The organism is Exiguobacterium sp. s193, from assembly GCF_018618755.1.
In the GTDB taxonomy this organism is placed as follows: Bacteria; Bacillota; Bacilli; order Exiguobacteriales; family Exiguobacteriaceae; genus Exiguobacterium_A.
Window position 1 is genome coordinate 154,352 of the sequence record NZ_JACSMR010000004.1, and the last position, 22,400, is coordinate 176,751.

The window sequence follows — 22,400 nt, forward strand, 5'->3', positions numbered from 1 at the left end:
AACATAAATTATTTTTTTCTTTAATTAAAACTTTTTGATGATATTTTTAAAATTCAATGCTCTTACTAAAAACACTGAATTTACATACTATCTATCATACAGTTTGATTTAAGATAACTATTATTTAAATTTACACTTTAAAATACATATTAGTTCTAAAAAATACAATAGAGTATATCATCTCGTATAATTTTTTAGAATTATCCTTGACTGTATTTATAGATAAAGTACTATTTTCATAAGAAAATGAATTCCCCATTTTTTGAAAGGGCATCTTCTTTAATAACTTTTCTATTTTCGCTGAATCAAATGTCCCTTTTAACTCCGACGTTTGTGCATCCTTCAATTCCCGATACTTCTCCGCATGCAAATACTCATAAAAGAACGGAGCCACTTCTTCAGCCGTAATCGGCTCCATCCATCGCTCTTGTCCCCGCTCAAGCATCGCCAGCAAGACGACCATCTTGTAACTCCGGTTCATGACCGTTTTTTCGACCTGTTCGATCAATTCACGGTTAGCATCGTAAGTCTCTACTTCTTCATCCGTCAATTCACCTTGTTCCTTCAGGAAACCAACGTACGAGCCCCACTCTTGTTTATAGCCCGTTGGCACGGCTGTCAGTTGACCAATTTCGATGTAAGTCGGACGACGTCCAAGATCGAGCTTCAATTGTTCATAGCTTTCAATCAAACGCAGTTTACGCTGATTCGGTTGACGCATCCGATAAATGATATTCAGTGCTTGTATATCGAACTCGATGATGCATCCCTTTGGTGGGGTAATCGGCTCCGTATCCCCACGCTTAATCTTGTCTTTTACTGTTCCAAGCAACATCAGCTTCGTTTCGACGTTTTTATAGTTGCCGATCAAATCGATGATGACACAATGTGATTTCTTATTCGATAAACGTAAGCCTCGTCCGATTTGCTGCGTGTAGATTGCAATTGATTCCGTCGGCCGGCAAAACAGTAACGTATCGACTTTCGGAATGTCGACTCCTTCATTAAACAAATCGACCGTAAAGACGATCTCTAACGTTCCCTGTTCAAACTCTTGGATCCGCTCCCGTCGATTGATGGTCTGTCCGGTCAAGGCAATCGCTTGGTGTCCCATTTCCCGGAACGTCTGCGCTAAGTATTCCGCTTGGCGGATCGACGAACAAAAGCCGATCGTCTTCGTCTGCCGGTGCTTCGACCAGGCGGTATAGATGTTTTCTGAGACTGCCCGATCAATCTGCGCCTGTTCCAGTTCCATCGCATCATATTTCCTTCCCATCCGCCGCATTTGCAAGTAGTCGATGACGTCATGAATCCCGTAATAATGAAACGGTGTCAGGAATCCTTCGTTGATGGCTGACGTGAAGTGCATTTGAAACGCAACGTTATTGTCGCACAGTGTATAGACGTCCGCTCCGTCCATCCGGTCCGGCGTCGCTGTCAGTCCCAGCAAAAAACGCGGTTCGAAATGCGCCAGAACTTTTTGATAACTTTTAGCTGCTGCGTGGTGAAACTCATCGATGATGATCAAATCAAAATAATCTTGTGCGAACCGTTCAAGATGCCGGTTTTGGGATAACGTCTGGACTGATCCAAACAGCACGTCCGTCTGTTCATCATTCGTGCGGTCTGATCCGATATAAAAGGCTGCCTGCCAATTGGATTCGACCTTCTTAAACGAACGTTCCGCTTGTTCCAGCAACTCACGTTGATGTGCGAGGAACAGAATCCGCTTAAAGTCACGCGCAAAGAACGCACTGAGATACGTTTTCCCAAGACCCGTCGCAAGTACGGTCAAAGCACGGTTTCGTCCTTCTTCCATTGTTTCCCGGAGTGCACGTAATGCTTCCTCCTGCACCCGGTGCGGCAGAATTTCTTCGGACATGACGAGCTGTTGCTCCGTATAGTCAACTTCCGTTTCTGCGACATATTGCCGTGCGTCATGTTCTTGCCGGTATGCTTCGAGGACAATCGGATTCAGGTCTTGAGCTGCTTCACTTAAATAAAGATCCATGAATGCCTCAATCGCATCATCCAAGATATGCGGCGCGACGGCTTGCGGCAAATGGAGATTCCACTCGACACCGGTTCGAAACGCGCTTTTGGAGATATTCGACGAGCCGACAATCGACAGCCCTGTCTCCGCATTGCGGAACAGATAAGCTTTCGGATGAAACGCCCGTCCGCCGGAGCGATAAAACCGGATCGACAGACCGTCCAGTTTCAATAATTCTGCCAACGCCTCCGGGTCCGTAATATGTAAGTAGTCGCCAATCAAAAAATGCACATCAGCGCCCCGTTCGACGGCGCGACGTAACGCCGGTAACAACAGTTCAACACCCGAGCGTTGGGCGAAGGCGGCGACGATATAGACTTCATCGGCTTGGTCAATGGCATCGACCAACGACGCATACAAATCGTGTGTCGTCAGTTTTGCTGCCGGAATCAATCTTCGACCTCAATCAGATACAACTTGTCATCAAAGCCGCCCCGCTTATCATGTTTCGTCAGCCGGATTGCTTCCAGTTGTTCCGGTGTCGTCCCGTGCGTCCGAGCAAGCGCGTGAACCAGCTCCAATAAGTCGGCCAATTCTTCAACCGCTTCTTCGGTCGTCGTTGCTTCTTCGTATTCCGCTACTTCTTCATGCAACTTCCGTTTCGCTTCGACGAGGAATTCTTCCTCATTAAGTGTCCGGAACGTTGCTTTTTTTCCGTTCCGAGCAATGATAGTTGGAATCTGATCCCGGACTAATTTATGATAAAGAGGCATTGGATTCACTCCTTGTAAGTATGGTGATGGTGTTGTAAAAATTATCCTATAGTTCAAGGCAGATAGCACGTTCTACATACGATTTATTTTAGATTAGAGGAGGAGTTTTCATGAGTTCATTCCAGAAAATCGAAACAACCAACGCCCCGGCTGCCATCGGTCCTTATTCGCAAGGCTTCATCGCTAACGGTACGTTATATGCTTCAGGTCAAATCCCGATCAATCCGGCAACGGGTGAAATGGTCGTTGGTGGCATTACGGAGCAGACAGAGCAGGTCATGAAAAACGTCGATGCCATCTTAAAAGAAGCCGGTCTGACACCGGACCGTGTCGTCAAGACGACGTGTTACTTAACGAGCATGGAGCACTTTGCGGCCTTCAATGAAGTTTATGCTGCGTACTTCGAACCGCATCACCATTTCCCGGCCCGCTCGTGTATCGCCGTCAAAGAATTGCCGAAAGGTGCTTTGGTTGAAATTGAGATTTTAGGATTAGTCTAATACTTTGGAACACGTCACGTTTGGTGGCGTGTTTTTATTTCCGTAACCCCCAACGTCCTGTTCCTTTGCCTGTCTCACTATAGAACAAATCCTTCGTTCCTTCATATAACTCACACTCACTCGCATGAAGATAGATTAATTTTCGAATGCGGGCATCGAGTCCGGCTTCCGTCGAAAAACGTGACAAATCTAAATCGTTCCGCTCTCGTACATGCTGGTAAAGCTCCGTCAACTCCAGTTGGCGTCCTGTCCCCAAGATTTCGATGATGGCTTCTAATAATGCTTCACTGCTTTCAGTCATCGGGTCTCCTCCACTCATTCAGTTATCTGCTTTTTCATTCGTTGTTTTGCTTCCCGTGACATCGCGACGACCACCGCAATCAACTGCGGAATGAGCATCAACAAACTGACGAGCAAAATCAGTTGTTCGGCTGTCAGCGGTTTAAAATACCCGTCCCAGCCGAAGTCGTTCCTCTGTCCCGCAAAAGAAACCGAGACGAAATAAGACACGATATTACCAACAACTACAAACAACAGATGACTAACACGTTGTCCGACATAGGCGAGTGCCGTAAACATGACAAGTAACAGCACATAACCAAGTAAGGTTCCCGTTTTGAAATCTTCCAATAACGCAAAATAAACGAACGGAATCGTGTACCCGATTAGGACGATCAGTCCGACCAGCCCTTTTTTCATCTCGTTTCCTCCCCGCTTTCTGTACATTGTCCATAGAGCCAATCCCGCAGCACTTCCCATTCTTCTGGAAAGGCATTACTGCCGCGAGATTCCCCGTCTCCACCTGGACCGCTCCAACTGATTTCCCAGTCCGTCCCGTCGAGAATCAGCCACTCCGTCTCGTAGACCGGTTGCCAGTCGGCTACCTTTGCTTGCGTCAACCGCTGTTCAAGCACCGCTTGTTGCTTTGACGAGAGTCGCTTGATTTTAGGTTCTTCCCGCCCGTCCTCTTCGTATCGTAATTCCCCCGTCGCCCCGTTCCAGAAAAACGTTTGCCCTTGCCCCATCCCGGACTCCCGATAGCGAAATCGATTTATCTGCTTTTGGTTCATATCCAACTCTCCTCGCTGTGCTTTCCCTGGTATTCCCATTGTAATTCATTTTCCGTTTTCTACCTATCACAAAAAATAAATAGGTACCCTTTACCGTACATTTCCACTACGATGAAAGAATACATTTTTGAAAGGAGGTCTTTCCCATGACCGATCAACATCTCTTCTTATTCGGCAGTGGACCGCCGTTCACGCCAACACTCTGTGCCGCGTTTGCCGATTGTGTAGACGGACCCGGACCCGTCGCCTTACTTTATGTTCCGCGTCCCGGTTCGTCTTTCTCAAGTTACGCACCGGTTTATACGGATGCGTTAGCCGCCTGTGGGATAACTGACTTTTTCCACTTGCCGTTGTCGGCCCATCCGACTAATGGACAGCTTCAACAGTTGAGCAAAAGCATAGGCATCATCATCTCGGGTGGAGAAACGGAATATTATCAGGACTACATCCTCAACACACCAATCGGCGCCGTCATCCAAGAACGGTACCGCTCTGGTGTCCCGGTCGCCGGTTTTTCTGCCGGGGCATTACTCGCACCGGACGAGTGCCGGATACCGGCGATTGACCAGCGGGACGGTCGAGATTTAGTCCTTGAAGGGCTCGGTCTCTTACCGGACGCTGTCCTCTCCGTCCATTATGACGCTTGGGATGAAGCTGCGAATTTACAACGGGCTTTCACGTTGACTGAAAGTTTGTCCGGCTACGGTTTACCGGAACGGACAGGAATCTACCTCAAAAACAATCAACTCGTCCAACAGGAAGGTCCCCTGCCTGTTGTGCTCAAGCGAACGGAGGAACACACATGCCGACCATCGTCACCGCCGTCAAAGACATCATCCGGTACGACAACCAAATGTTAATCGTCCAGCGCGCCGCTGCCGACTCAGGTGGCGGGACATGGGAATGCCCGGGCGGCAAAGTTGATTTCGGGGAACACCCGGAATCGAGTCTGCTGCGCGAAATCCGGGAAGAGACCGGTTTGACGGTCACAGTCGACCGGATTGCGTATGCCTCAAGCTTCCTGACCCACCCGGACCGCCAAGTCATCTTAGTCGTCTATTTCTGTACGGCGGCAACCGATGCCGTCAGCTTATCCGACGAACACGATGCCTATCTTTGGGCTGACGAAGCAGACGTCCGGAAACAGATTGCACCGAACATCCTGGCCGAGTTTGAGCGGCATCAGATTTTCCCGCAACTCATCTCAATCTGAAAACACGTCACGTGCTGTGGCGTGTTTTTTTGTTGTTCTCCTAGGACCTGTCACGCTGTTTCGTCATCTCACGGAAGGATTGCTTAAGTAAATTTACATATTTTATTTAAATACACCCAAATATATATTAAGGTTGTTATATATTGAAAATTAGTTTGAATCGGGATCTGAAGAAGAAAACAGCACAGAGGAAACCGTTCAAATGAAAGGAGTTTGATCATGAAAAAGAAAATAACGTATCTCGCTTTACCACTGACCGTCCTCTTGATGACGGGGTGTGCGAACGAAGAGGACGCTTCGACCGAGCTGAAGGTTGAGGAGCGAATCCCGACGGAAACGGCACCTGAAGCGAAAGAAGACGTCACAGAACTGAAAAAGGAGGCGACTCCTGTCGCGAAGGTCGTCAAAGAGACACCGGAGAAGACCACCCCTAAAAAAGACGACTCCGAAGAAAAAACGGACACGACACAACAGACGCCCGCAACAAACAACGATCCATTCGCAGGCTACACACAGATTCAAGTCGACGGTGGCGATCTGTCCGGATCGCGTCAAGCGAACGTCGTCGTCGATATCGGATTCGGCGACCGGAAATACTGGGCATTTACGAACAAGCACGGACAGCTCGTCAAAGTCATCGCCAAAAAGATCATCTTACAAAATGATGCGACAGAAGACGTGACGTCAGCCGGTCGCTACTATCATGACGAAGCGAAAGTACCGGGTGTCGAACATCGTGATCTCGATGAAGGACATGTCATCGCCGATTCGCTTGGTGGTGTCTCGAATGCCTACAACATCACACCGCAGGACAGTACGCTCAACCGCCACGGCGATCAAGCCTACATGGAAGACAACATCCGTAAAGCGGGAGGCGCGACGAATTTCGAAGCAATCATTACTTACGAAACGACGAACACTCAAATCCCTTCAAGTTACAAATATACGTATACCTTAAAAGGCAACGTCATCGTCGACAAGTTCGACAACGTCAACCCGGATGGTGTCAACGCCTCGCTCGGTCTGACGGAGAACAAGGAAAGTAAATCGAAGGCAGAACCGAAAACAAAGACACCAACTAAACCGAAGTCGGAACCGACCGGTGACGTCTCGAGTGTTGACACGAACGGCAACGGACAAGTCACGATCCAGGAGGCAAAGGATGCCGGCTTCAGCATGCCGATCCGAAGCGACCACTGGCTTTACCCGTACATGCGGGATAATGACCATGACGGGATGGTCGGAGAATGACAAAAAAGGCGGACTCCTTAGAGCCGCCTTTTTTTGATTCAACTGTATGCATACCCGACGACCTTGTTCCGCCCCGTCTGCTTCGCCTGATACAGCGCCTGATCAGCCAGTTGGACGACTTCGAACGCCGTTTTTCCCTGGTCGGACGACGCGACGCCCATCGAAAGTGTGACATGGAATGGCGGATAGGGCTTGAAGACAAAATGTTGATCGGCACAGGCCGTCCGGATCCGCTCGCCGATCCGTTCCGCCTCGCGATGTGCGATGTCCGGTAAGACAACGACGAATTCTTCACCGCCATACCGCGCAACGAGTGCTTGTTCCGGCGCAAAGGTCGCTAACAAATGGCTCAGTTGCCGGAGGACGACATCCCCGCCGTCGTGTCCGTATTCGTCATTAACCGACTTGAAGAAGTCGATATCGACGATCAGGACGGAAAAGGCATACCCGTGTTTGTCATAGTCGGCTAACGTCTCGTCGAGCTTCCGCCGATTGGCGAGATTCGTCAGGCTGTCCGTCAAGGCAAGTTCCTGCTGGGTCTGGACGAACTGGAAATGTTTCCGCAGTTCCTGCAGGAAACGATACGTCACGTAGCCCCCGAGCAGGTTGAAGATGATATAGACGAACGCCATCTCGAGAAACCGCATGAACGTATCCGTCAACAAATACAACGCCGGTAAGCTGTAGCCGATCCCGATGCCGAGAAGAATCACGTAGTCCTTAAACGTCTGGGCGGCGAACCGGCGATAGATGCTTGCTGTGACGAGTAAAGCAAGACAAATCAGTGTCGCGAGAATCAAACCTTGGTAGACGCCGGGTGGTGTGACTAAAAAACGGGCCCCAATGACAGCGACCGTCGTCAACGCCCCACTGATCCATCCCCCGTAATAATAGGCCGTGACGAGTGCGACGAGCCGCAAGTCAATCTTCGCCCCATCATACGAGATACTATTTAAGACGAGTAAAGCACCGATTATACTTGCGATCAGTCCGACGGCAAGCCGAATCCGGATTGAGGAATTCGGCGAAATGCGTGAAGTGTTACGCATCGGTAAAAAAGCAAACAACAGGGACGTGATTAAAAGGGAAAAGTTTAACAGAAACTGGTTGAACTGACTCAACATACTGAACGACATCCCTTCAAAATAAACTCTTTGTTGTTCTATCTTCTCTATCGTCTGATATTTCCCTTTTTTTCAGCCGCTTCAAAGGTTTTCCATTTTTCGCAATCGGGAAACAGTACCTGACATGCGATTTTCAATTCAACCAAGGAGGACGTCAGCATGGATATGAAAGAAGAAAAACGGAAAAGCAAGATGCCGTTCTTTATCGGGTTCGTCATCGTCATCTTTGTCATCGTCGCTGCCGCTTTAATCATCTACGTCACGTCCGAACCGAAAGAGGAAACGCAGCATCTCGTCCAATCCGCAGTCAACTTCGTCGTGCCTTACCTGCCACTCGCTTCGTAATTTCGGATCCATGTAAAGGGCAGACCGTACATCCACGGTCTGCCCTTTATCTTTCTAGTCAGATTGACGGTTTACACGACGTATTGTGCCTCTTTTTTATCGATGATGTTGCGGATTCGGTTTTCCGTCACCTGATAGACCATTGCCAGTCGCCGAATCGATGCTTCGCCCGTCCGGTAGCGCCGCCGGATCTCGCGAATCTGCCACGTCGTCAGTTCGACCTGTCGCGTCAGCAACCAGTCAAGTTCCTCAAGCAGCGAGGTATATGCATGTTGCGCGGACGGTTTCACGGACAGATTATCAATCTGGTCATTCAAGCGGTCAGCGTCTGCCCGCAGCAGATGTTCCTGGCAGGCAGTCGGATCGATGAACGCCCGGGCGACGAGTTCACCGACGTAAAACCGTTCACCACGCCCCTGCTGATACAACGTCACTTTTCGGTAGCCGTCCTGATTGATTCGCGGACGCAGGACGACACCCGTGCGCCGCTGTTTGACGCCGCGGCTCGTCTCGACAATCCGGTCGAGAGAACGGACGTTGCCTGACGTCGAGACCTGATAACTCCCCTCATATCCTTGCACCATCTTCCAATGTTCCATATGAACAATGACCTCCATTCGGTCCTAAAACGCCAACAGTTCTTACTCCCATTATACAATAAAGCGAACAAACGTTCTAATTTTAATATTCCGGTTTTGTATGGTAATCTAACAAAAAAAGGAAACGGGGTCTTTCGATGAAATTTGTTTTGCTGCTCGGTCCTCAGGCCGTCGGAAAGATGACAATCGGTCAGGAACTGGAACGGTTGACCGGGATGAAGTTGTTTCATAACCACCAGACGATCGATTTGCTGTTGCCCTATTTTGACTTTTCAAAGCCCGCCCATCACAGGCTGAAAGACTTAATCCGTCGGGAGATGTTCAAGGAGATGGCGGTCAGTGATCTCGAAGGCGTCCTCTTCACATTCCTCTGCCTGTTCGGGGTTGAAGGCGGGGGCATCGAATTCATCGAGGAGACGGTCGCATTGTTTGAAGAGGCGGGTGCCGACGTCTATATCGTCGAACTCGAAGCATCCGTCGCGACACGTCTCGCGCGAAACAAGACGGAAAACCGGCTTGCCCATAAGTTTACGAAACGGGATCTCGCCGCTTCCGAAAACGACTTGCTCGAGACGGCAGACGGCTACCGGACATCCTCCCTGCCAGGAGAACTGCCGTATCCGAACTACTTCCGCCTCGATACGGAAGGACGCTCTGCCGCAGAAAGTGCCGAAGCAATCTGTGCCCGCTTCGGCTGGTCTTACACACCCGTCAGTTAACGTCTCGAAAGGAGAATCCCGTTTGACGTCACACTCACACGAATACCGCTCACTTATCCTGACGTTCCTCCTCTTTTTAGTTAGCCTCCTGCTGTTTTTCGGGCTGAATGGACGGACGTTCCCGAACATGACTCTCTGGGTCCCAATCAGTCTGTATTCGCTCGTTGGCGTCGGCTATGTGATTTCACTTGTGATCGGACTCCGGTCGAAAAACAACTTTATCAAGATTTTTAGCCTGCTTGCTAACCTGATGCTGCTGCTCCCGCTCGTGATTTGGGTCTACCTTCTCCTGCTTGCGAACGGCATCTCGGAACCTTAAAAAAGGACAACCCGTTTCGCAGTCTGCGACGCGGGTTGTCCTCTTTTTGGTTTAATGCGTCAAGGCTAACGAAAATCCGTCATCCGTTCTCTTAAATCCACTCTTCTCCCAGACGACGGCTTCTCCGCCGCGGCCCGTGACGGACGGTAACAACAGCGTCCGTGCTAAATAGGCCGTGATGACTGTCAACGCTTCGTTGAGATAACCGTCCATGTCAAAGACATCGTCTGCCCGATAGGTCAGTTCCCGCTCCCGAAAGTGAATCGTCGCGACAGTTCGTCTACTGCGTCGTTCCTGTAACACCCAGTCACATCCATCTTGCATATCTGTCGCCTGTATGAATAGACGGGACGTCGTAAAGTCCGGATGGCGTCCGTTCATCTTCACTCCTCCTCTGTCACTTCAAACGTTGCTGTTGCGTACGCTTGCCCATTAATCAAGATCGTCACACGATGCGTCCCCGGATAGTGGACGCGTGTCGTCAAGTTCCGAAACGATTGCCGTTTCGTAAATGTCTCCGGTCCATCGACAAGCCGTTCACTGATCCGGAAGACCTTTCGGCTTATCTTCCGCTGTTTGACGTAATCGATCGCATACTCCAGGCGGAGGATTTGCGCTTCCGTCGTCGTCAGACCAAACGTAAACGTCAGCTCGCCTCCGATCGGCAGCGACGGTGTCACCGTCAAATCATCGACCGTGACCGTCCCGCGCGTGACGAGACCAAATGCCTTCAGGACGTCCGGATGTCCTTGCTTGAGCAAGGTCCGTGAGGCGTAGCGCAACACCCAGTCCGTCTGCGGATTCTTTCCGAGCTGATCGAGTCGTTCAATCACAAGTTCCGGATGCGTTTTCGTGATGTCATTCAAGTGATTGGCGACACTCTTACGGACGTACAGCGAACGGTCCGCTGCTAACGCATCGAGCAACGGCAGGACGGGACGCGGATCGGCGATCAACGACGGGATCGCCTGTCCCCACGGCAGGCGTGGTCGTGTCCCTTCCGATGCCAGGCGCCGGACATGTTCATCGTCCGACGTGCTCCAGAGCAGTGCTTGTTGCAGGTACCGGTCTTGGTCGGTCAGTAAAAACCGCCGGACGGCGAACTCCGCCGTCGAATACGGCGTCAGCCGTTCGAGTGCCAGTAACGCCCGGTCCCAGTCGTCGCCGTAGAGTTCGATGTAGTCGGGAAATACGATCCCGGCGAGTCCCGTGAACTCCGGGGCAAGCCGTTCGAGTTCTGTCGCCGCCACATCAAATTCACGTGGCAAATACGATTCAAGCGACGTCGAAATCCGTCGGACCCGTTGTTTGAACGCGAGTTCCTCCCAGTCGGTTTGTTTGATGTCCTGCTGCAGCCGCGGCGCATCCAGCGCCCGACCCAGGCGGTCGAGCCAGTCGTCCGAGAAGACATCTTTAATCAGTGCCATGTGAAATCAAGTCCTTTCGTCGTTCAGTTTCGAGTAACGTCGCTTTCCGGGCGAGCCCGCCGGCATACCCGCCTAAGTCGCCGTTCGCCCGAATGACGCGGTGACACGGGATGACGAGTGCCAGTTGATTGGCACCATTTGCTCGGGCGACGGCCCGGACGGCGAGTGGATTGCCGATCCGGATGGCAAGTTCTTGATAGGAAATCGTTTCCCCGGATGGAATGCGCTCCAACTCGGCCCAAACGAGCCGTTGGAACGGCGTTCCGTAAAGGGCACGTGGTGTCTTAAACTGAATCAGTGTCCCGCCGAAATAGTCGGCCAGCTCCTGTCCGATTTGCTCAAAGATAATCGATTCCCCCGGGACGATGACGGCACGTGCCGCGAGACGAAGCCGTTCGATCTCCCGTTCCAGTCCCCGGCGATCGACGAACTCAAGCAAATGGAGGGCTTCCTCGTCTGCGATCGCGAGCATCGGACCGAGTGGTGTATCGAGCCATTTCGCCTGCAAGTAGGTCCCGTCCCAGCGTTTCGGTGTCGCACCCATGATTTTCGCGAAGGCATCCCGAAAGCCACTGCTCGATTCGTAGCCGCTTGCGAGCTGGGCCTCGATGACCGGTTTCCCGGTCCGGATTTCCTTCATCGCCAGTCCCATCCGACGTGAGCGGGCATATTCGACGAACGTCATCCCGAAGCGTTTTTTAAATTGGCGCCGTGCCGTTGACGCATCGAGTCCAAGCTCCCGGAAGTCGGCCTCCTTGAAACGTTTTTCCGGTGTCGCTTCGACAGCGGCGACGAGACGGCTGATGACGTCACTCTCGCCCGGATACGACAACGGTTTACAGCGCAGGCACGGGCGATACGAAGCGAGTAAGGCTTCTTTCGCCGTCCCGTAAAATTCACAGTTCTCGCGTTTCGGTTTCCGGGCCGGACAGGACGGACGGCAAAAGATGCCCGTCGTCTTGACGCCGACGAAGAACCGTCCTTCATAGGTCGCATCCCGGCGGACGAGTGCCGCATAATACTCTTCTGTACGTTGGTCATCCATGCGATCCCCTCCTTTTCTTCAGTATACCGAGTTCTTTCATCATGATGTCGCCGAAAATCAGGCATCAATCTTTTAATTAAGGAAATCTTAAGAATTCTGCGGCGTCTTCAGAAAGATACTGCGTCTATCATCGATGATATACTCAAGAAGAAAGTAGGGTTTCGATGTTTGATTTTTTAAAAGCGGCTGTCCATTCGCCGCAATCCGTTGGGGCGATCGCCCCAAGTAGTGCCCGATTGGCCCAGATGATGGCGCAACGTGCCGTCGCCGATCATCCTGATGTGATTCTCGAAGTCGGCGCGGGAGACGGTGCCATCACAAAAGCCTTGCTCAACGCACGGCGTCCTGAGACGACACTTTGGATTTGCGAACGCAATCCGACGCTCGGGAAAACACTCCAGGCTTTGCTTAAAGAGGAAACGAACGTCCAGCTCTTTATCGGTGACATCACGGACTTTCCACCCGCTTGGCTCGGTCGTGTCGATGTGGTCGTCAGTGGTTTGCCGTTCGCATCTTTTTCGCAAAACCTTCGCGATCAGCTGTTGCAAACGTTTCATGATTTACTTCAACCGGGCGGTCACTTCATCGCCTTCCAATATACCCTCCTTCATTTCAAGACGTTCCACCGTTACTTTTCTGAGCACAGTTATTCGTTTACGTTTCAGAATCTGCCGCCTGCCTATGTCTTTGAAGGTGTCCAAAAGGAGGAAAAACATGCCTACCATCTTAATCGTCGATGATGAAGCCGATATCCGGCAATTGTTGCGGCTTTACCTGCAAAATGACGGCTATGAATTACTTGAAGCAAGCAATGGTGAAGAAGCACTTCAGTATGTCGAAACACATCCGATTGACTTGATGTTACTCGATGTCATGATGCCTAAACGGGATGGCTTTTCGACCGTTCAAGCCGTCCGTCAGGCAGGACACACATTTCCCGTCTTAATGTTGACTGCCAAACAAGAAGACCTTGATAAAATTCAGGGTCTGACGTTCGGGGCAGATGATTACATCGGTAAACCGTTTAATCCACTCGAAGTGTTAGCACGGATTAAAGCCATGTTGAGACGTGTCCAGCAGTACCATCCACCGGTCGCTGCGAGCGCACTTCAAGTCGGACCGTTTACGTTGCGCGCAGACGAACGACTCATCCTCAAGCACCATACCCCGCTCGCTTTGACACGTCGGGAATTTGATGTGCTCGCACTTTTGTTGATGCATCCAAAACGTGTTTTTCCTGCCGAAGAACTCTATGAACGGATTTGGCAAGAAGAGGCGCTCGGTTCGGCGACCAATGCCGTGATGGTCCTGATGCACAAACTCCGCGAAAAAGTAGAGGATGCGCCCAAACAACCACGGCACCTGCAGACGGTTTGGGGTGTCGGCTACAAGGTCGAGCCATGAGACGGTTTAAATTAACTGTTTGGATGACGATCATGCTGATTTTAGCCGCAGTGCTCAGCACGACGCTTGCCTGGCTCATCGCCAGTCAGATTCCGCTCGGAGCGAAAACTGTCCCCCGTTACTACTACCCGACCGAACAGGATATCGCCCAGCGCGTCGGACAAGACATTAAACGTTATGAATCCGGTGCACAACCGACCGGCGACTATGAGTGGGCGATTTATCGCGCAGATGGACGGTTACTCACAGCATCGCCGGACTTTCCGCAGACGATGACACCGAGCCGTCTCTTAGACGTACAAACGTTGACGGAACGGGAACCGGGTGACCGCCCGGAGGTCCGGACACTCCATTACATGACGGCCGTCGACGTCGGCGACGAGACACCGGGTTATTTTCTTTCTCTTGAAACGGTCAAGCCGCGACTCAATGAGTACCAAGTCGGAAATCCAGTGATGTTTTTTGTGGTCCAGTTGGTCTTATTCATCGTGTTCATCCTTTTGTTGACGCGTTGGATTGCCCATTTGTTCAAACAACTCGAACTCCGTCTAAAACGACTGACGACGACAGTCCCGGAAACCATCCCTGAACCGCTGGCCGGTCCCCGTGAATTCAGGGCTTTCGCCCAGTCGATCGATACGGTCGGTGACGAATTAACGCTCCTTCGAAAACGGGAGCAGGAACGGTTCACGCAACAAATCCATTTAATCACGAGCCTCTCGCACGACTTACGGACACCGCTCACGTCAATCCAAGGCTTCATCCAATGGCTGTCGGAACACAATCAGACGTTGTCTGATTCCGAACGGGCAGAATTTTTATCGATCGTGACCCGTCAATCGGAAACGCTCGCAGCGCGGATTGACGAGCTATTCGCATTAGCAAAGCTCTCAAACAAAGAGTACCCGGTCCACCTCGAACCGGTTGACTTCGTGACCTTGCTCCACCAGGTCGCGAGCCAACATCCGGATACGTCTTACCGTTACCAGGGATCGGAACAACTCGTATTACAGGTCGATCCTCAACTGATCGTCCGGTTGATCGAAAATTTGATCCGTAATGCAGAACTGCATGGAACCGGACAACTGCTGTTTCAAATCGTCCGTCAGCCGGACCATATGTTGTTTTCTTGCTCCAATGCGATTGAGCATGCGTTGACGCCGGATCAATTAGAGGCGTTTGAAACACCCTTCGTCAATTCAGACGTTTCCCGCTCGAACGGTGGCTCAGGGATTGGACTGTCGATCGTAAAACAAATCGTCGCCCGTCATTCCGGCACGTTCCGTCTTGATTCGCAGGACGGTCGCTTTATCGTCACGCTCCAGTTCCCCCTCCATTAAAATGAGGAGGCTGGAGTTCATTTTTGCGCGGACAGAAGTGCGACACGCGTAAGATGCTGTCCTGTCAGAGACAAACAAAACCCGCTTTCCTGTCCGCACAGGGAAGCGGGTTTGCGTTGATCGCCTGATAAAGCATGCGCGTGATTCCTTTTAGATCCAGTCCTTCAGTTCATCTAGTATGCGGTGTCCCAGTCACTTGCATCGTCAGGGAACGTCCCCGTTTGTGTTGCCTAACGAGCAACCCGAGAATCGTGACGCCCCCGAGTAAACCAAGCCCGAGAAGCATCGGATTCTCCGTTACGTCATTCATAATGGACGACCACGTCACCAGTTTCCCGATCCGGACAATGAGAAACGTCCAAACGCCTGTATATACTCCAGCCGCCACAACATTAATCGCTACGTAACGGCCAAGCGGATAGTTCAGTAATCCTGCAGCGTAGTGAATCGGATGCCGGACACCCGGTAAAAAGAACGATATTCCAATCGCCCATCCCCCACGTCGTTCCAGAATCGTTTCGGCTTGAGATAAAAAACGCGACTTCATGATTTTTTTCACGAACGGAACTTCCCGGAAAAATCGGGCGATCAGGTAAAACCACGTAAAGGCGATCACGAATACCGGCCAGGTCATCAACCACAGCTTCAGAGGATGAACTCCTTCAGTCACCCCGAGTAGCGTGTGTCCCATCATCAATACGTCATCCGATAACGGAGTAAACATAATGCCACCTGCTAACCGAACAAAAGCCATCCAATCCATTTTCACGTCACATCCTTTTCGTTTTCATCTGATAAGAATAGTATCCGTGATGTTTCTTCACTTCACCGCAGGATGTTTCTTAAGCAATTCTTAACTCCGGTTGTTACTGCTTCGACACTCCTTTCGAATTGGAATTCGATACACTAGGGAATGTAATTCTTTAGGCACAGCATTAAAGGAGTTTGTTTACTTATGAAATCATTGAACCGCCCGACTACATATATGCCAGGCCTTGACGGTTTACGCGCGTTCGCCGTGATCGCTGTTATTCTTTACCATCTGTCTCTCCCCGGACTGACGGGTGGTTTTCTTGGTGTCGACCTCTTTTTTGTCTTATCCGGTTACTTGATCACCGGTTTGTTACTGACCGAATGGAGCCAGACGGGACGAATTGACTTAAAACGATTTTGGATCCAGCGCTTGCGCCGGCTTTTTCCGGCACTGTTCGTCATGTTAGTCCTCGTCCTGACCTATGTCACGCTGTTCGAACATGACTTAGTCGCGACACTTCGCCAAGACAGTGCTGTCGCACTCGTCTACTTGACGAACTGGTGGTACATCTTTCATGATGTCTCCTACTTCGAGTCGTTCGGCAAACCGTCACCGATTCAAAACCTGTGGTCGCTTGCGATCGAAGAACAGTTCTATTTGATTTTCCCCGTCCTGCTCTGGTTCGGATTACAACGCAAACGTTTGTTGCTCCGCAGCATCGGTCTCGCCGTCGTCCTATCCGTCCTCTTGATGGCGATTTTGTTTACACCAGGAACCGATCCGAGTCGTGTCTACTACGGGACGGATACACGACTGTTCGCCTTACTGATCGGCAGCTTGCTTGCCTTCGCTTGGCGTCCGCAACGGTTTAAGCGCACGATTCCCCGGCGCGGTGTCCGGTTACTGAATATGACCGGGGCAGCGATGCTCGCGTTTTTCGTCATCTGCATCACGATGACGAGTGAATACGGTCAGTTTCTCTACCGTGGTGGGTTTTTCCTCGTCGCTGTCGCCGCGGGACTGCTGATTGCGACGATTGCGCACCCGGCGTCGCTCTGGCAACGTCTGTTTTCGCAGTCCTGGCTGATTGCGATCGGAAAGCGGTCTTACGGTCTTTACCTGTGGCACTTCCCGCTCATCACGTTGATGACGCCGGTCGAACAGATCGGGACGTTTTCACTTTGGCGTAGTCTTGCGATTGTTTTTGTCCTGGTCGGGGTGACTGAACTGTCGTACCGATGGATCGAACGTCCGATCCGCCATCTCGGAATCATCGGTTTCATCCGCCAGTTCCAGCTTGCACCGTCGCAGTTCCGGCAATTTTCTGTCCGGAAGTGGGGTGTGCTGACGGTTACAGCGGTACTCGTGTTCAGCTTCATCGGGAACTTGTCGATTCTCGCTGTCAGCGATGCGAAACCAGAGGAAACCATCCCGACTGTTGCTGCGCCACATACGAAACCGGCGCCTGTCGTCAAGGATCATACGCCGAAGCCGAAAAAACGGGTTCACAACAGCTGTCGTCCGACCGTCGCCATCGGTGACTCGGTGTTACTCGGTGTCGAAGACTATCTCGGAAGTACGTTACGACAGCTGACGATCGATGCGAAGCTCGGTCGCCAGCTCCGGGAAGCAATTCCCCTCAGTGCATCTTACGCAGCATACAATCAAAAAGGGCATCAAGTCATCTTACACCTCGGAACAAATGGCAGTTTCCATCCTGATCAATTAAATGAACTACTCAATCAGTTCGCGAACGCCGATCAGGTGTATCTCGTGACGACACGCGTGCCGCGTCCGTGGGAGCAGGAAGTCAACACGATGCTGAGACAAGCAGCGAAACGAAAACACGTCTCCATCATCGATTGGTATGCCGTCGCCGTCAAACATCCGTCGTACTTCGGGCAGGACGGGGTCCACCTCAATGTCAAGGGAGCCCGGGCATACTCGAAACTGCTCGCGGAAGCAACAGGTTGTGCCGCGACAACAAAATAAAAAAATGACCCGCTTTTTCCGTCTGAAATAGCGGAAGTAGCGGGTCGTTTCTTTTTTAATGCCGTTTTGGCTTACGACGCAGGAGGAGGAACGTCACGAACGCACTGAGTAACAAACTACTGACGACCCACGGTAAGAGGCGTGGGACGATACCTGGTTCAACTGCACGATCTTCGACCGGGATGACTTCGCCTGACGTCAATGGATCCTGCAACAAATGTTCAAACACCGGCTCATGTAGTTGCGTTGCACGAGCTGGTGTCATCGATGAAGTAAATACGATGAAGATCAGTAGGACCATACCGACGCTCTGTTTCATCATTCCTCCCCCTTTCTTGATTTCTATTTTAATGGTACATCCTCTAACAGAGATTCGTTTCGCAAAAAACAGAAGGGAGTAGGAATCGAAACTTCGATCATCCAGAAACACCGGGTCTACAACCTCATGGAACTGACTTAAAAGTCAATCTCCACACAGACAAGGGTGGCAGATCTTACATCCGCCACCCTCCTCTCGTCCAAAAGAACGCACTCGCTTCACGTGACTCTTTTGAGTCACCCCGTTAAATGACTTATTGTTGTTCGCGACGACCGCGGAGTGCAAAGAATCCGAGGATTGAAGCAGCAGCGATTCCGAACAGTGACCATAAGATACCGGCTGACGATTGCGTTTCAGTGGTTCCACCAAGTCCTGTGTTCGGCATGCTTGCTGGCGTACCTTGGAATTTATCCGGGAACTGATCGACGATTGCCGTCGCTGTTCCTTCTCCGACTCCGTACATGTGACCGTAAGCTTCACGAATCGCCGGGTACGTTTTGTCGTAGTCCTTTTCGTTGTAGCTGTTGAAGGCGAGTAACAATTGATCAACGTGCATCTTCAAGCCTTCTTCCAGGTCTTTCGACTTCAGGCGACCTTCCGTTGCGGCATCGAGGAACGCCGCTTGTTCGACACGGTATTCGTCGAGCTCTTTGACAGCCATGTCACGTGCATCATCATCTTTCGCCCCTGTTGCTTTGACGTAGTCAACAAAGTAACCGATGTGACTTGACCAGATTTTTTTAAATTCTTTCGCTGCATCGCTACCGTAAACGGAACCGATCGATGCTGTCAGGTCATCCGTATTTTCACTGAGTGCTCCGGCAGCTGCATCAAAGTCTTTTGCTCCATCGATTCCTTTTTGCATCGCCAAGATCGCAAGGGCCGCATGTTCTGAGAAATTATGGTTCAGACCAGCACGGAGGTCGGCTGCAGGTGTATCGACTTTCGTATTTTTAAATTTATCCGGGTATTGATCGACAATTGCACCGGATAATCCTTCTCCGACCATATACATATGCTCGATTGCTTTCCGGAGATTGCTGTACGTCGCATCGTAATCCCCCGCGACGTAACTATCGAACGATGTCAGGAGCTGTGTGACGTGGACTTTTAAGCCACCTTCGAGATCGGCTGCTTTAAGCCGTCCTTCTGTCGCTTTATCTAAAAAGGCTGCTTGTTCGACACGGTAGGAATCGAGGTCATCGAGCGCTTTTTGTTTCGCTTCCTCATCTTTCGCTCCTGTCGCTTTGACGTAATCAACGAAGTAACCGATATGGCTCGACCAAATTTCTTTGAATGCTTCGCCTGCTTCGTCGCCGTATACTGAGCCAACGGCGGCAGAAAGGTCATCCGTGTTTTGACTCAAAGCACCTGCTGCTTGTTCAAAGTCATCTTTTCCATCAATTCCTTTTTGCATCGCAACGACTGCGAGGTAGGCATGTTCCGAGAGAAGCTGATCGAGTGTCGCCCGGAGATCGGACGCTGGTGAAGAGACATCGAGAGACATTTTTCCTGAGCTGGCCATCTTGCTGTGATCTTCATGACCATGGGCACTGACACCAGCTGCCGGAATCAACAATGCGGCACTGAGTGGAACTGCGAGAAACGACTTTTTCATTTTCATCTTGTAAACACCCCTTTGTTTTTTTTGGACTACACATAGATAACGTAAGAAGTTCACAAATAGTTTTGATTTTTAATATTTTTTCCGAAAAAATAAAGACTTCGGCAGCGAAGTCCTTATTTCCCATTAATGATGTCCATGGTGATCCGTCTGTTCCCCTGCCGGTACGGCCTGATTCAATAAGTTCTGTGCCGCCTCGAGCTCTTTTTCTGACACATCTCCCACTTGAACGAGTGCTTTTGGTGTGTAGACATGCGAACCGACATGCACCATGCCGTTGACGAGATAGACACCAGCTTTTTTAAAGGGAACACTGCTGACATAATGTCCCTGTTTCTGTTCTGTCCTATACGTTTCTGTCTTATCACTTCCTACTGGTGTAACTTGAACATGAACCTGATCGATGGCTTGCGGGTTCTCAATTTCAAGTGCGACCGTCGTGTTCTTGTCTGCCGCAATTTTCTCCGGTGCGTAAAGTCCGACTTTCATCGCAGGCGCAGCCGCTTTTGTCTCGAATTGACACCCGGCTAGTAACACCATACTACTGGCGAATAAACCTGTTAATACGACTCGCTTCATGCTGCTGCCTCCTTATTTCCTCTGCGTCGGCGCGTGAAAATCAAGAAATCGAGTACGAGGATTGCAAAGACCGACAGTGCCGCGAGTGGCATCGTCAAACTGATCACTACAATCAAGCCGGCAACGATTTTTTGAACGCGTTGATCACTGGCCCATTTTGGTGCCGATAGTTTTCCCGCACCATTTCGGCGTTTCCACCATAAAACAAATGAACTGACGACGATGAAAATCAATCCTAGACACAGTGCTAATCCGACGAGTTGATTCAAGACGCCAAACAACCGTCCTTCATGAAAACCAATCCCAAGCGTAATGCCCTTCGCAAGTAATCCGTAATCTGCATAGGAGACATTGGATAAGACCGTTCCCGAATATTGATCGAGGTTAATCGTCGCTTCTTTGGTTGGCGCACTTTGAAGAGAGGATAACGTATAGACCCCTGCCTCCCCTTTTGGAAGTGTAATTTGATACGGGCGTCCCATCCCTAACTGTTTCGCTTCAGCCGCGACTTCCGTCACAGACAATGACAACGGTCGGGCTGGTCCCGAACTCGGAACCACGTCGTTTTGTGTCGCCCAAGGAATATCCGTCGCAATGTCCTTCGTGACGATTTTTGACGCCATACTTTCATCCGGTCCGTACGCAAACTGTGGATAGTTCGAATTGGCTTTCGTCGCAATCGTATTGATCCACTGACCTGCGACACCGGACCACGCGAGTCCGGAACCGATGATCACGAGTAATCCGATCGTTGACCAGACGGCAACTGAACCATGAAGACCCTTCCAAAAATTGCGTGATCCGTTCTTCTGTCTGAAAGACGGGAAAAATACACGCTTGAAGCTGCCGGTTTTCCCACGTGGCCAAAAGAGATACGTTCCTGTAACCAATAAAATGATTGCCCAACTCGCCGCAAGTTCGACGAGAAGGTTTCCGACTTTTCCAGCGAATAGTTCGCCATGCAGCGTTTTGATGAAGCCAAGTGGTCCTGCCCCAAGCCGTTTCCCCGTTACTTCACCCGTGTATGGATCAACATAGACATACCCTGACTCTTCTTTGAACGTCACGCCAATCCGTGTCGTCCGGTCTCCCTGCTCAAACTGACCAAGCGAAGAAATACCCGCCTCCGGATATTTATCCGTGACGGCTTTCATCTGATCTTCGAGCGGCAAACGTTGCCCTGTCTCTTCCGTGAAGATCATGTCACGGTACAGCATGTCTTCAAGTTGCGGTTTAAATAAGTAAATCGATCCTGTGACGGCAAGTATGATAAAAATCGGAGCAAAAATAATGCCTGCATAAAAGTGCCACCGCCACATCGATTGGTACCAGCTCTGCCGCACGCGCGAAGCTTGATCCCGTTCTTTCATGATAATATCCCCCATTCTTTCCTATATATGTCCCACATTTGAACACGCCTTTAATTATAAGCGGTTACATCAAGCCAACTTTTAACACACTATGACGAATTCTTGCCAATCCAGTGTTGTTTCTGCGTAGTCCCTATGAAGAAAATGCACACATACTGGAGTCTTTTTTCATAGATTCCACAAATGACTTAAAAAAGATTTCACTTTTTTTGCTTTTTTTAAATCCAAACGAAATCCGGGTGCGTATGCTGTTCAGAACGATGAGGAAACGAATTACCAGATTGGTTAAAATAAAACCCAAATTTGAAAGGATGATTACAAATGAAACACACTAAAAAATTCGCAGCATCAGCAATGGCAGCAGCACTCGTATTACCAGGAACGGCAGCATTCGCGTCAGGCGGTTCAGACGACATGATGCATGAGGACAAAGCAAAAAACGTCACGGTCAAGACGAAAGCGGCAGACCTTCGTGCGACACTCGACCAATTGCTTTCTGAGCACTTCGTGCTCGCCGTCATGGACATGAAAAAACAATATGATGGTTCGAAAGATGCAGAATACTACGAAGCAGCACTCAAACAAAACGCACTCGACATGACACCGGCAATCGCTTCAGTCTATGGCGACGAAGGTGCAA

General features: G+C 50.4%; 26 protein-coding genes and 1 pseudogene. 12 read left to right on the plus strand and 15 right to left on the minus strand.

The window, feature by feature from the left end:
• Positions 1–130 precede the first annotated feature (130 nt).
• Both KNQ04_RS07990 and KNQ04_RS07995 read right to left on the minus strand, forming a co-directional pair.
• A complete protein-coding gene (locus tag KNQ04_RS07990) occupies positions 131–2,446 on the minus strand; it encodes a DEAD/DEAH box helicase family protein (protein ID WP_214849142.1) in 2,316 nt (771 codons plus the stop codon).
• The gene (locus tag KNQ04_RS07995) at positions 2,443–2,766 is read right to left on the minus strand and encodes a nucleoside triphosphate pyrophosphohydrolase (protein WP_214849144.1); all 324 of its coding nucleotides are present in this window, start codon (positions 2,764–2,766) and stop codon (positions 2,443–2,445) included. Before KNQ04_RS07995 ends, KNQ04_RS07990 begins: the two co-directional genes overlap by 4 nt.
• A gap of 110 nt (positions 2,767–2,876) precedes the next feature.
• Here KNQ04_RS07995 and KNQ04_RS08000 point away from each other — a divergent pair, with 110 nt between their 5' ends.
• Positions 2,877–3,266, plus strand: coding sequence for a RidA family protein (locus KNQ04_RS08000; protein WP_214849146.1), 390 nt, complete (start codon positions 2,877–2,879; stop codon positions 3,264–3,266).
• 34 nt (positions 3,267–3,300) lie between these two features.
• On the opposite strand, the gene KNQ04_RS08005 is transcribed toward KNQ04_RS08000, so the two are convergent.
• From KNQ04_RS08005 to KNQ04_RS08015, 3 genes are read right to left on the minus strand one after another with little or no spacing between them, the layout of a single operon-like run.
• The gene (locus KNQ04_RS08005; RefSeq protein WP_214849148.1) at positions 3,301–3,567 is read right to left on the minus strand and encodes a hypothetical protein; all 267 of its coding nucleotides are present in this window, start codon (positions 3,565–3,567) and stop codon (positions 3,301–3,303) included.
• Between the two features lie 14 nt (positions 3,568–3,581).
• Positions 3,582–3,965 carry a hypothetical protein gene (locus tag KNQ04_RS08010; RefSeq protein ID WP_214849150.1) on the minus strand — a complete coding sequence of 128 codons (384 nt, stop codon included), beginning with the start codon at positions 3,963–3,965 and terminating at the stop codon, positions 3,582–3,584.
• Positions 3,962–4,336: a hypothetical protein gene (locus KNQ04_RS08015; protein WP_214849152.1), complete on the minus strand. Its 375-nt coding sequence runs from the start codon at positions 4,334–4,336 to the stop codon at positions 3,962–3,964. Before KNQ04_RS08015 ends, KNQ04_RS08010 begins: the two co-directional genes overlap by 4 nt.
• Before the next feature lie 146 nt (positions 4,337–4,482).
• Here KNQ04_RS08015 and KNQ04_RS08020 point away from each other — a divergent pair, with 146 nt between their 5' ends.
• The 3 genes from KNQ04_RS08020 to KNQ04_RS08030 all read left to right on the plus strand — a co-directional run bounded on the left by KNQ04_RS08020 (position 4,483) and on the right by KNQ04_RS08030 (position 6,800).
• Positions 4,483–5,196, plus strand: coding sequence for a Type 1 glutamine amidotransferase-like domain-containing protein (locus KNQ04_RS08020; RefSeq protein ID WP_214849155.1), 714 nt, complete (start codon positions 4,483–4,485; stop codon positions 5,194–5,196).
• Positions 5,139–5,549 carry an NUDIX hydrolase gene (locus KNQ04_RS08025; protein WP_214849158.1) on the plus strand — a complete coding sequence of 137 codons (411 nt, stop codon included), beginning with the start codon at positions 5,139–5,141 and terminating at the stop codon, positions 5,547–5,549. The genes KNQ04_RS08020 and KNQ04_RS08025 overlap by 58 nt, the downstream gene beginning before the upstream one ends.
• A 219-nt stretch (positions 5,550–5,768) precedes the next feature.
• Complete coding sequence (locus KNQ04_RS08030) at positions 5,769–6,800, plus strand: DNA/RNA non-specific endonuclease (RefSeq protein WP_214849161.1); 1,032 nt, start codon at positions 5,769–5,771, stop codon at positions 6,798–6,800.
• A gap of 38 nt (positions 6,801–6,838) precedes the next feature.
• Here the strand turns inward: KNQ04_RS08030 and KNQ04_RS08035 are convergent, their stop codons facing one another.
• Positions 6,839–7,924, minus strand: a complete 1,086-nt coding sequence (locus tag KNQ04_RS08035) for a GGDEF domain-containing protein (RefSeq protein ID WP_214849164.1) — start codon at positions 7,922–7,924, stop codon at positions 6,839–6,841.
• Between the two features lie 159 nt (positions 7,925–8,083).
• Here KNQ04_RS08035 and KNQ04_RS08040 point away from each other — a divergent pair, with 159 nt between their 5' ends.
• Positions 8,084–8,269 (plus strand): hypothetical protein, encoded by a 186-nt coding sequence (locus tag KNQ04_RS08040; protein WP_214849166.1) that lies wholly within the window; start codon positions 8,084–8,086, stop codon positions 8,267–8,269.
• Between the two features lie 71 nt (positions 8,270–8,340).
• Here KNQ04_RS08040 and KNQ04_RS08045 read toward each other — a convergent pair whose 3' ends face one another.
• A complete protein-coding gene (locus tag KNQ04_RS08045; RefSeq protein WP_214849169.1) occupies positions 8,341–8,868 on the minus strand; it encodes an NUMOD4 domain-containing protein in 528 nt (175 codons plus the stop codon).
• 137 nt (positions 8,869–9,005) lie between these two features.
• Here KNQ04_RS08045 and KNQ04_RS08050 point away from each other — a divergent pair, with 137 nt between their 5' ends.
• Both KNQ04_RS08050 and KNQ04_RS08055 read left to right on the plus strand, forming a co-directional pair.
• Positions 9,006–9,587, plus strand: coding sequence for a DEAD/DEAH box helicase family protein (locus KNQ04_RS08050; RefSeq protein ID WP_214849172.1), 582 nt, complete (start codon positions 9,006–9,008; stop codon positions 9,585–9,587).
• A 22-nt stretch (positions 9,588–9,609) separates the two neighbouring features.
• Complete coding sequence (locus KNQ04_RS08055) at positions 9,610–9,906, plus strand: hypothetical protein (protein WP_214849175.1); 297 nt, start codon at positions 9,610–9,612, stop codon at positions 9,904–9,906.
• A 51-nt stretch (positions 9,907–9,957) separates the two neighbouring features.
• Here the strand turns inward: KNQ04_RS08055 and KNQ04_RS08060 are convergent, their stop codons facing one another.
• Genes KNQ04_RS08060 through KNQ04_RS08070 form a run of 3 tightly spaced genes read right to left on the minus strand, consistent with a single transcriptional unit; the run spans position 9,958 to position 12,378 of the window.
• A complete protein-coding gene (locus tag KNQ04_RS08060; RefSeq protein ID WP_214849179.1) occupies positions 9,958–10,287 on the minus strand; it encodes a hypothetical protein in 330 nt (109 codons plus the stop codon).
• A gap of 2 nt (positions 10,288–10,289) precedes the next feature.
• The gene (locus KNQ04_RS08065; RefSeq protein WP_214849181.1) at positions 10,290–11,333 is read right to left on the minus strand and encodes a DNA alkylation repair protein; all 1,044 of its coding nucleotides are present in this window, start codon (positions 11,331–11,333) and stop codon (positions 10,290–10,292) included.
• The gene (locus KNQ04_RS08070; protein ID WP_214849183.1) at positions 11,320–12,378 is read right to left on the minus strand and encodes a bifunctional transcriptional activator/DNA repair enzyme AdaA; all 1,059 of its coding nucleotides are present in this window, start codon (positions 12,376–12,378) and stop codon (positions 11,320–11,322) included. Before KNQ04_RS08070 ends, KNQ04_RS08065 begins: the two co-directional genes overlap by 14 nt.
• Before the next feature lie 164 nt (positions 12,379–12,542).
• Here KNQ04_RS08070 and KNQ04_RS08075 point away from each other — a divergent pair, with 164 nt between their 5' ends.
• From KNQ04_RS08075 to KNQ04_RS08085, 3 genes are read left to right on the plus strand one after another with little or no spacing between them, the layout of a single operon-like run.
• Positions 12,543–13,118, plus strand: coding sequence for a class I SAM-dependent methyltransferase (locus tag KNQ04_RS08075; protein WP_214849185.1), 576 nt, complete (start codon positions 12,543–12,545; stop codon positions 13,116–13,118).
• Positions 13,093–13,782 carry a response regulator transcription factor gene (locus KNQ04_RS08080; protein ID WP_214849187.1) on the plus strand — a complete coding sequence of 230 codons (690 nt, stop codon included), beginning with the start codon at positions 13,093–13,095 and terminating at the stop codon, positions 13,780–13,782. The genes KNQ04_RS08075 and KNQ04_RS08080 overlap by 26 nt, the downstream gene beginning before the upstream one ends.
• The gene (locus tag KNQ04_RS08085; protein ID WP_214849190.1) at positions 13,779–15,122 is read left to right on the plus strand and encodes a sensor histidine kinase; all 1,344 of its coding nucleotides are present in this window, start codon (positions 13,779–13,781) and stop codon (positions 15,120–15,122) included. The genes KNQ04_RS08080 and KNQ04_RS08085 overlap by 4 nt, the downstream gene beginning before the upstream one ends.
• A 169-nt stretch (positions 15,123–15,291) precedes the next feature.
• Here KNQ04_RS08085 and KNQ04_RS08090 read toward each other — a convergent pair whose 3' ends face one another.
• Positions 15,292–15,885, minus strand: coding sequence for a DedA family protein (locus KNQ04_RS08090; RefSeq protein WP_214849193.1), 594 nt, complete (start codon positions 15,883–15,885; stop codon positions 15,292–15,294).
• A 192-nt stretch (positions 15,886–16,077) separates the two neighbouring features.
• On the opposite strand from KNQ04_RS08090, the gene KNQ04_RS08095 reads away from it, so the two are divergent.
• A complete protein-coding gene (locus tag KNQ04_RS08095) occupies positions 16,078–17,868 on the plus strand; it encodes an acyltransferase family protein (RefSeq protein ID WP_214849197.1) in 1,791 nt (596 codons plus the stop codon).
• 55 nt (positions 17,869–17,923) lie between these two features.
• Here the strand turns inward: KNQ04_RS08095 and KNQ04_RS08100 are convergent, their stop codons facing one another.
• The 4 genes from KNQ04_RS08100 to KNQ04_RS08115 all read right to left on the minus strand — a co-directional run bounded on the left by KNQ04_RS08100 (position 17,924) and on the right by KNQ04_RS08115 (position 21,760).
• Complete coding sequence (locus KNQ04_RS08100; RefSeq protein ID WP_214849205.1) at positions 17,924–18,187, minus strand: hypothetical protein; 264 nt, start codon at positions 18,185–18,187, stop codon at positions 17,924–17,926.
• Between the two features lie 253 nt (positions 18,188–18,440).
• Positions 18,441–19,811, minus strand: coding sequence for a copper amine oxidase (locus KNQ04_RS08105; RefSeq protein ID WP_214849208.1), 1,371 nt, complete (start codon positions 19,809–19,811; stop codon positions 18,441–18,443).
• A 126-nt stretch (positions 19,812–19,937) separates the two neighbouring features.
• The gene (locus KNQ04_RS08110) at positions 19,938–20,390 is read right to left on the minus strand and encodes a hypothetical protein (protein ID WP_214849211.1); all 453 of its coding nucleotides are present in this window, start codon (positions 20,388–20,390) and stop codon (positions 19,938–19,940) included.
• Positions 20,387–21,760 (minus strand): PepSY-associated TM helix domain-containing protein, encoded by a 1,374-nt coding sequence (locus tag KNQ04_RS08115; RefSeq protein ID WP_251136938.1) that lies wholly within the window; start codon positions 21,758–21,760, stop codon positions 20,387–20,389. The genes KNQ04_RS08110 and KNQ04_RS08115 overlap by 4 nt, the downstream gene beginning before the upstream one ends.
• A gap of 321 nt (positions 21,761–22,081) precedes the next feature.
• On the opposite strand from KNQ04_RS08115, the pseudogene KNQ04_RS08120 reads away from it, so the two are divergent.
• A pseudogene (locus tag KNQ04_RS08120) lies at positions 22,082–22,400 on the plus strand (copper amine oxidase); the annotation flags it as partial.

Bases quoted from the DNA above. Each gene is read 5' to 3' on its own strand.
- KNQ04_RS07995 (WP_214849144.1), bottom strand. From the start codon at position 2,766: ATGCCTCTTTATCATAAATTAGTCCGGGATCAGATTCCAACTATCATT.
- KNQ04_RS08000 (WP_214849146.1), top strand. From the start codon at position 2,877: ATGAGTTCATTCCAGAAAATCGAAACAACCAACGCCCCGGCTGCCATC.
- KNQ04_RS08005 (WP_214849148.1), bottom strand. From the start codon at position 3,567: ATGACTGAAAGCAGTGAAGCATTATTAGAAGCCATCATCGAAATCTTG.
- KNQ04_RS08010 (WP_214849150.1), bottom strand. From the start codon at position 3,965: ATGAAAAAAGGGCTGGTCGGACTGATCGTCCTAATCGGGTACACGATT.
- KNQ04_RS08015 (WP_214849152.1), bottom strand. From the start codon at position 4,336: ATGAACCAAAAGCAGATAAATCGATTTCGCTATCGGGAGTCCGGGATG.
- KNQ04_RS08020 (WP_214849155.1), top strand. From the start codon at position 4,483: ATGACCGATCAACATCTCTTCTTATTCGGCAGTGGACCGCCGTTCACG.
- KNQ04_RS08025 (WP_214849158.1), top strand. From the start codon at position 5,139: ATGCCGACCATCGTCACCGCCGTCAAAGACATCATCCGGTACGACAAC.
- KNQ04_RS08030 (WP_214849161.1), top strand. From the start codon at position 5,769: ATGAAAAAGAAAATAACGTATCTCGCTTTACCACTGACCGTCCTCTTG.
- KNQ04_RS08035 (WP_214849164.1), bottom strand. From the start codon at position 7,924: ATGTTGAGTCAGTTCAACCAGTTTCTGTTAAACTTTTCCCTTTTAATC.
- KNQ04_RS08040 (WP_214849166.1), top strand. From the start codon at position 8,084: ATGGATATGAAAGAAGAAAAACGGAAAAGCAAGATGCCGTTCTTTATC.
- KNQ04_RS08045 (WP_214849169.1), bottom strand. From the start codon at position 8,868: ATGGAACATTGGAAGATGGTGCAAGGATATGAGGGGAGTTATCAGGTC.
- KNQ04_RS08050 (WP_214849172.1), top strand. From the start codon at position 9,006: ATGAAATTTGTTTTGCTGCTCGGTCCTCAGGCCGTCGGAAAGATGACA.
- KNQ04_RS08060 (WP_214849179.1), bottom strand. From the start codon at position 10,287: ATGAACGGACGCCATCCGGACTTTACGACGTCCCGTCTATTCATACAG.
- KNQ04_RS08065 (WP_214849181.1), bottom strand. From the start codon at position 11,333: ATGGCACTGATTAAAGATGTCTTCTCGGACGACTGGCTCGACCGCCTG.
- KNQ04_RS08070 (WP_214849183.1), bottom strand. From the start codon at position 12,378: ATGGATGACCAACGTACAGAAGAGTATTATGCGGCACTCGTCCGCCGG.
- KNQ04_RS08075 (WP_214849185.1), top strand. From the start codon at position 12,543: ATGTTTGATTTTTTAAAAGCGGCTGTCCATTCGCCGCAATCCGTTGGG.
- KNQ04_RS08080 (WP_214849187.1), top strand. From the start codon at position 13,093: ATGCCTACCATCTTAATCGTCGATGATGAAGCCGATATCCGGCAATTG.
- KNQ04_RS08085 (WP_214849190.1), top strand. From the start codon at position 13,779: ATGAGACGGTTTAAATTAACTGTTTGGATGACGATCATGCTGATTTTA.
- KNQ04_RS08090 (WP_214849193.1), bottom strand. From the start codon at position 15,885: ATGGATTGGATGGCTTTTGTTCGGTTAGCAGGTGGCATTATGTTTACT.
- KNQ04_RS08095 (WP_214849197.1), top strand. From the start codon at position 16,078: ATGAAATCATTGAACCGCCCGACTACATATATGCCAGGCCTTGACGGT.
- KNQ04_RS08100 (WP_214849205.1), bottom strand. From the start codon at position 18,187: ATGAAACAGAGCGTCGGTATGGTCCTACTGATCTTCATCGTATTTACT.
- KNQ04_RS08105 (WP_214849208.1), bottom strand. From the start codon at position 19,811: ATGAAAATGAAAAAGTCGTTTCTCGCAGTTCCACTCAGTGCCGCATTG.
- KNQ04_RS08110 (WP_214849211.1), bottom strand. From the start codon at position 20,390: ATGAAGCGAGTCGTATTAACAGGTTTATTCGCCAGTAGTATGGTGTTA.
- KNQ04_RS08115 (WP_251136938.1), bottom strand. From the start codon at position 21,760: ATGAAAGAACGGGATCAAGCTTCGCGCGTGCGGCAGAGCTGGTACCAA.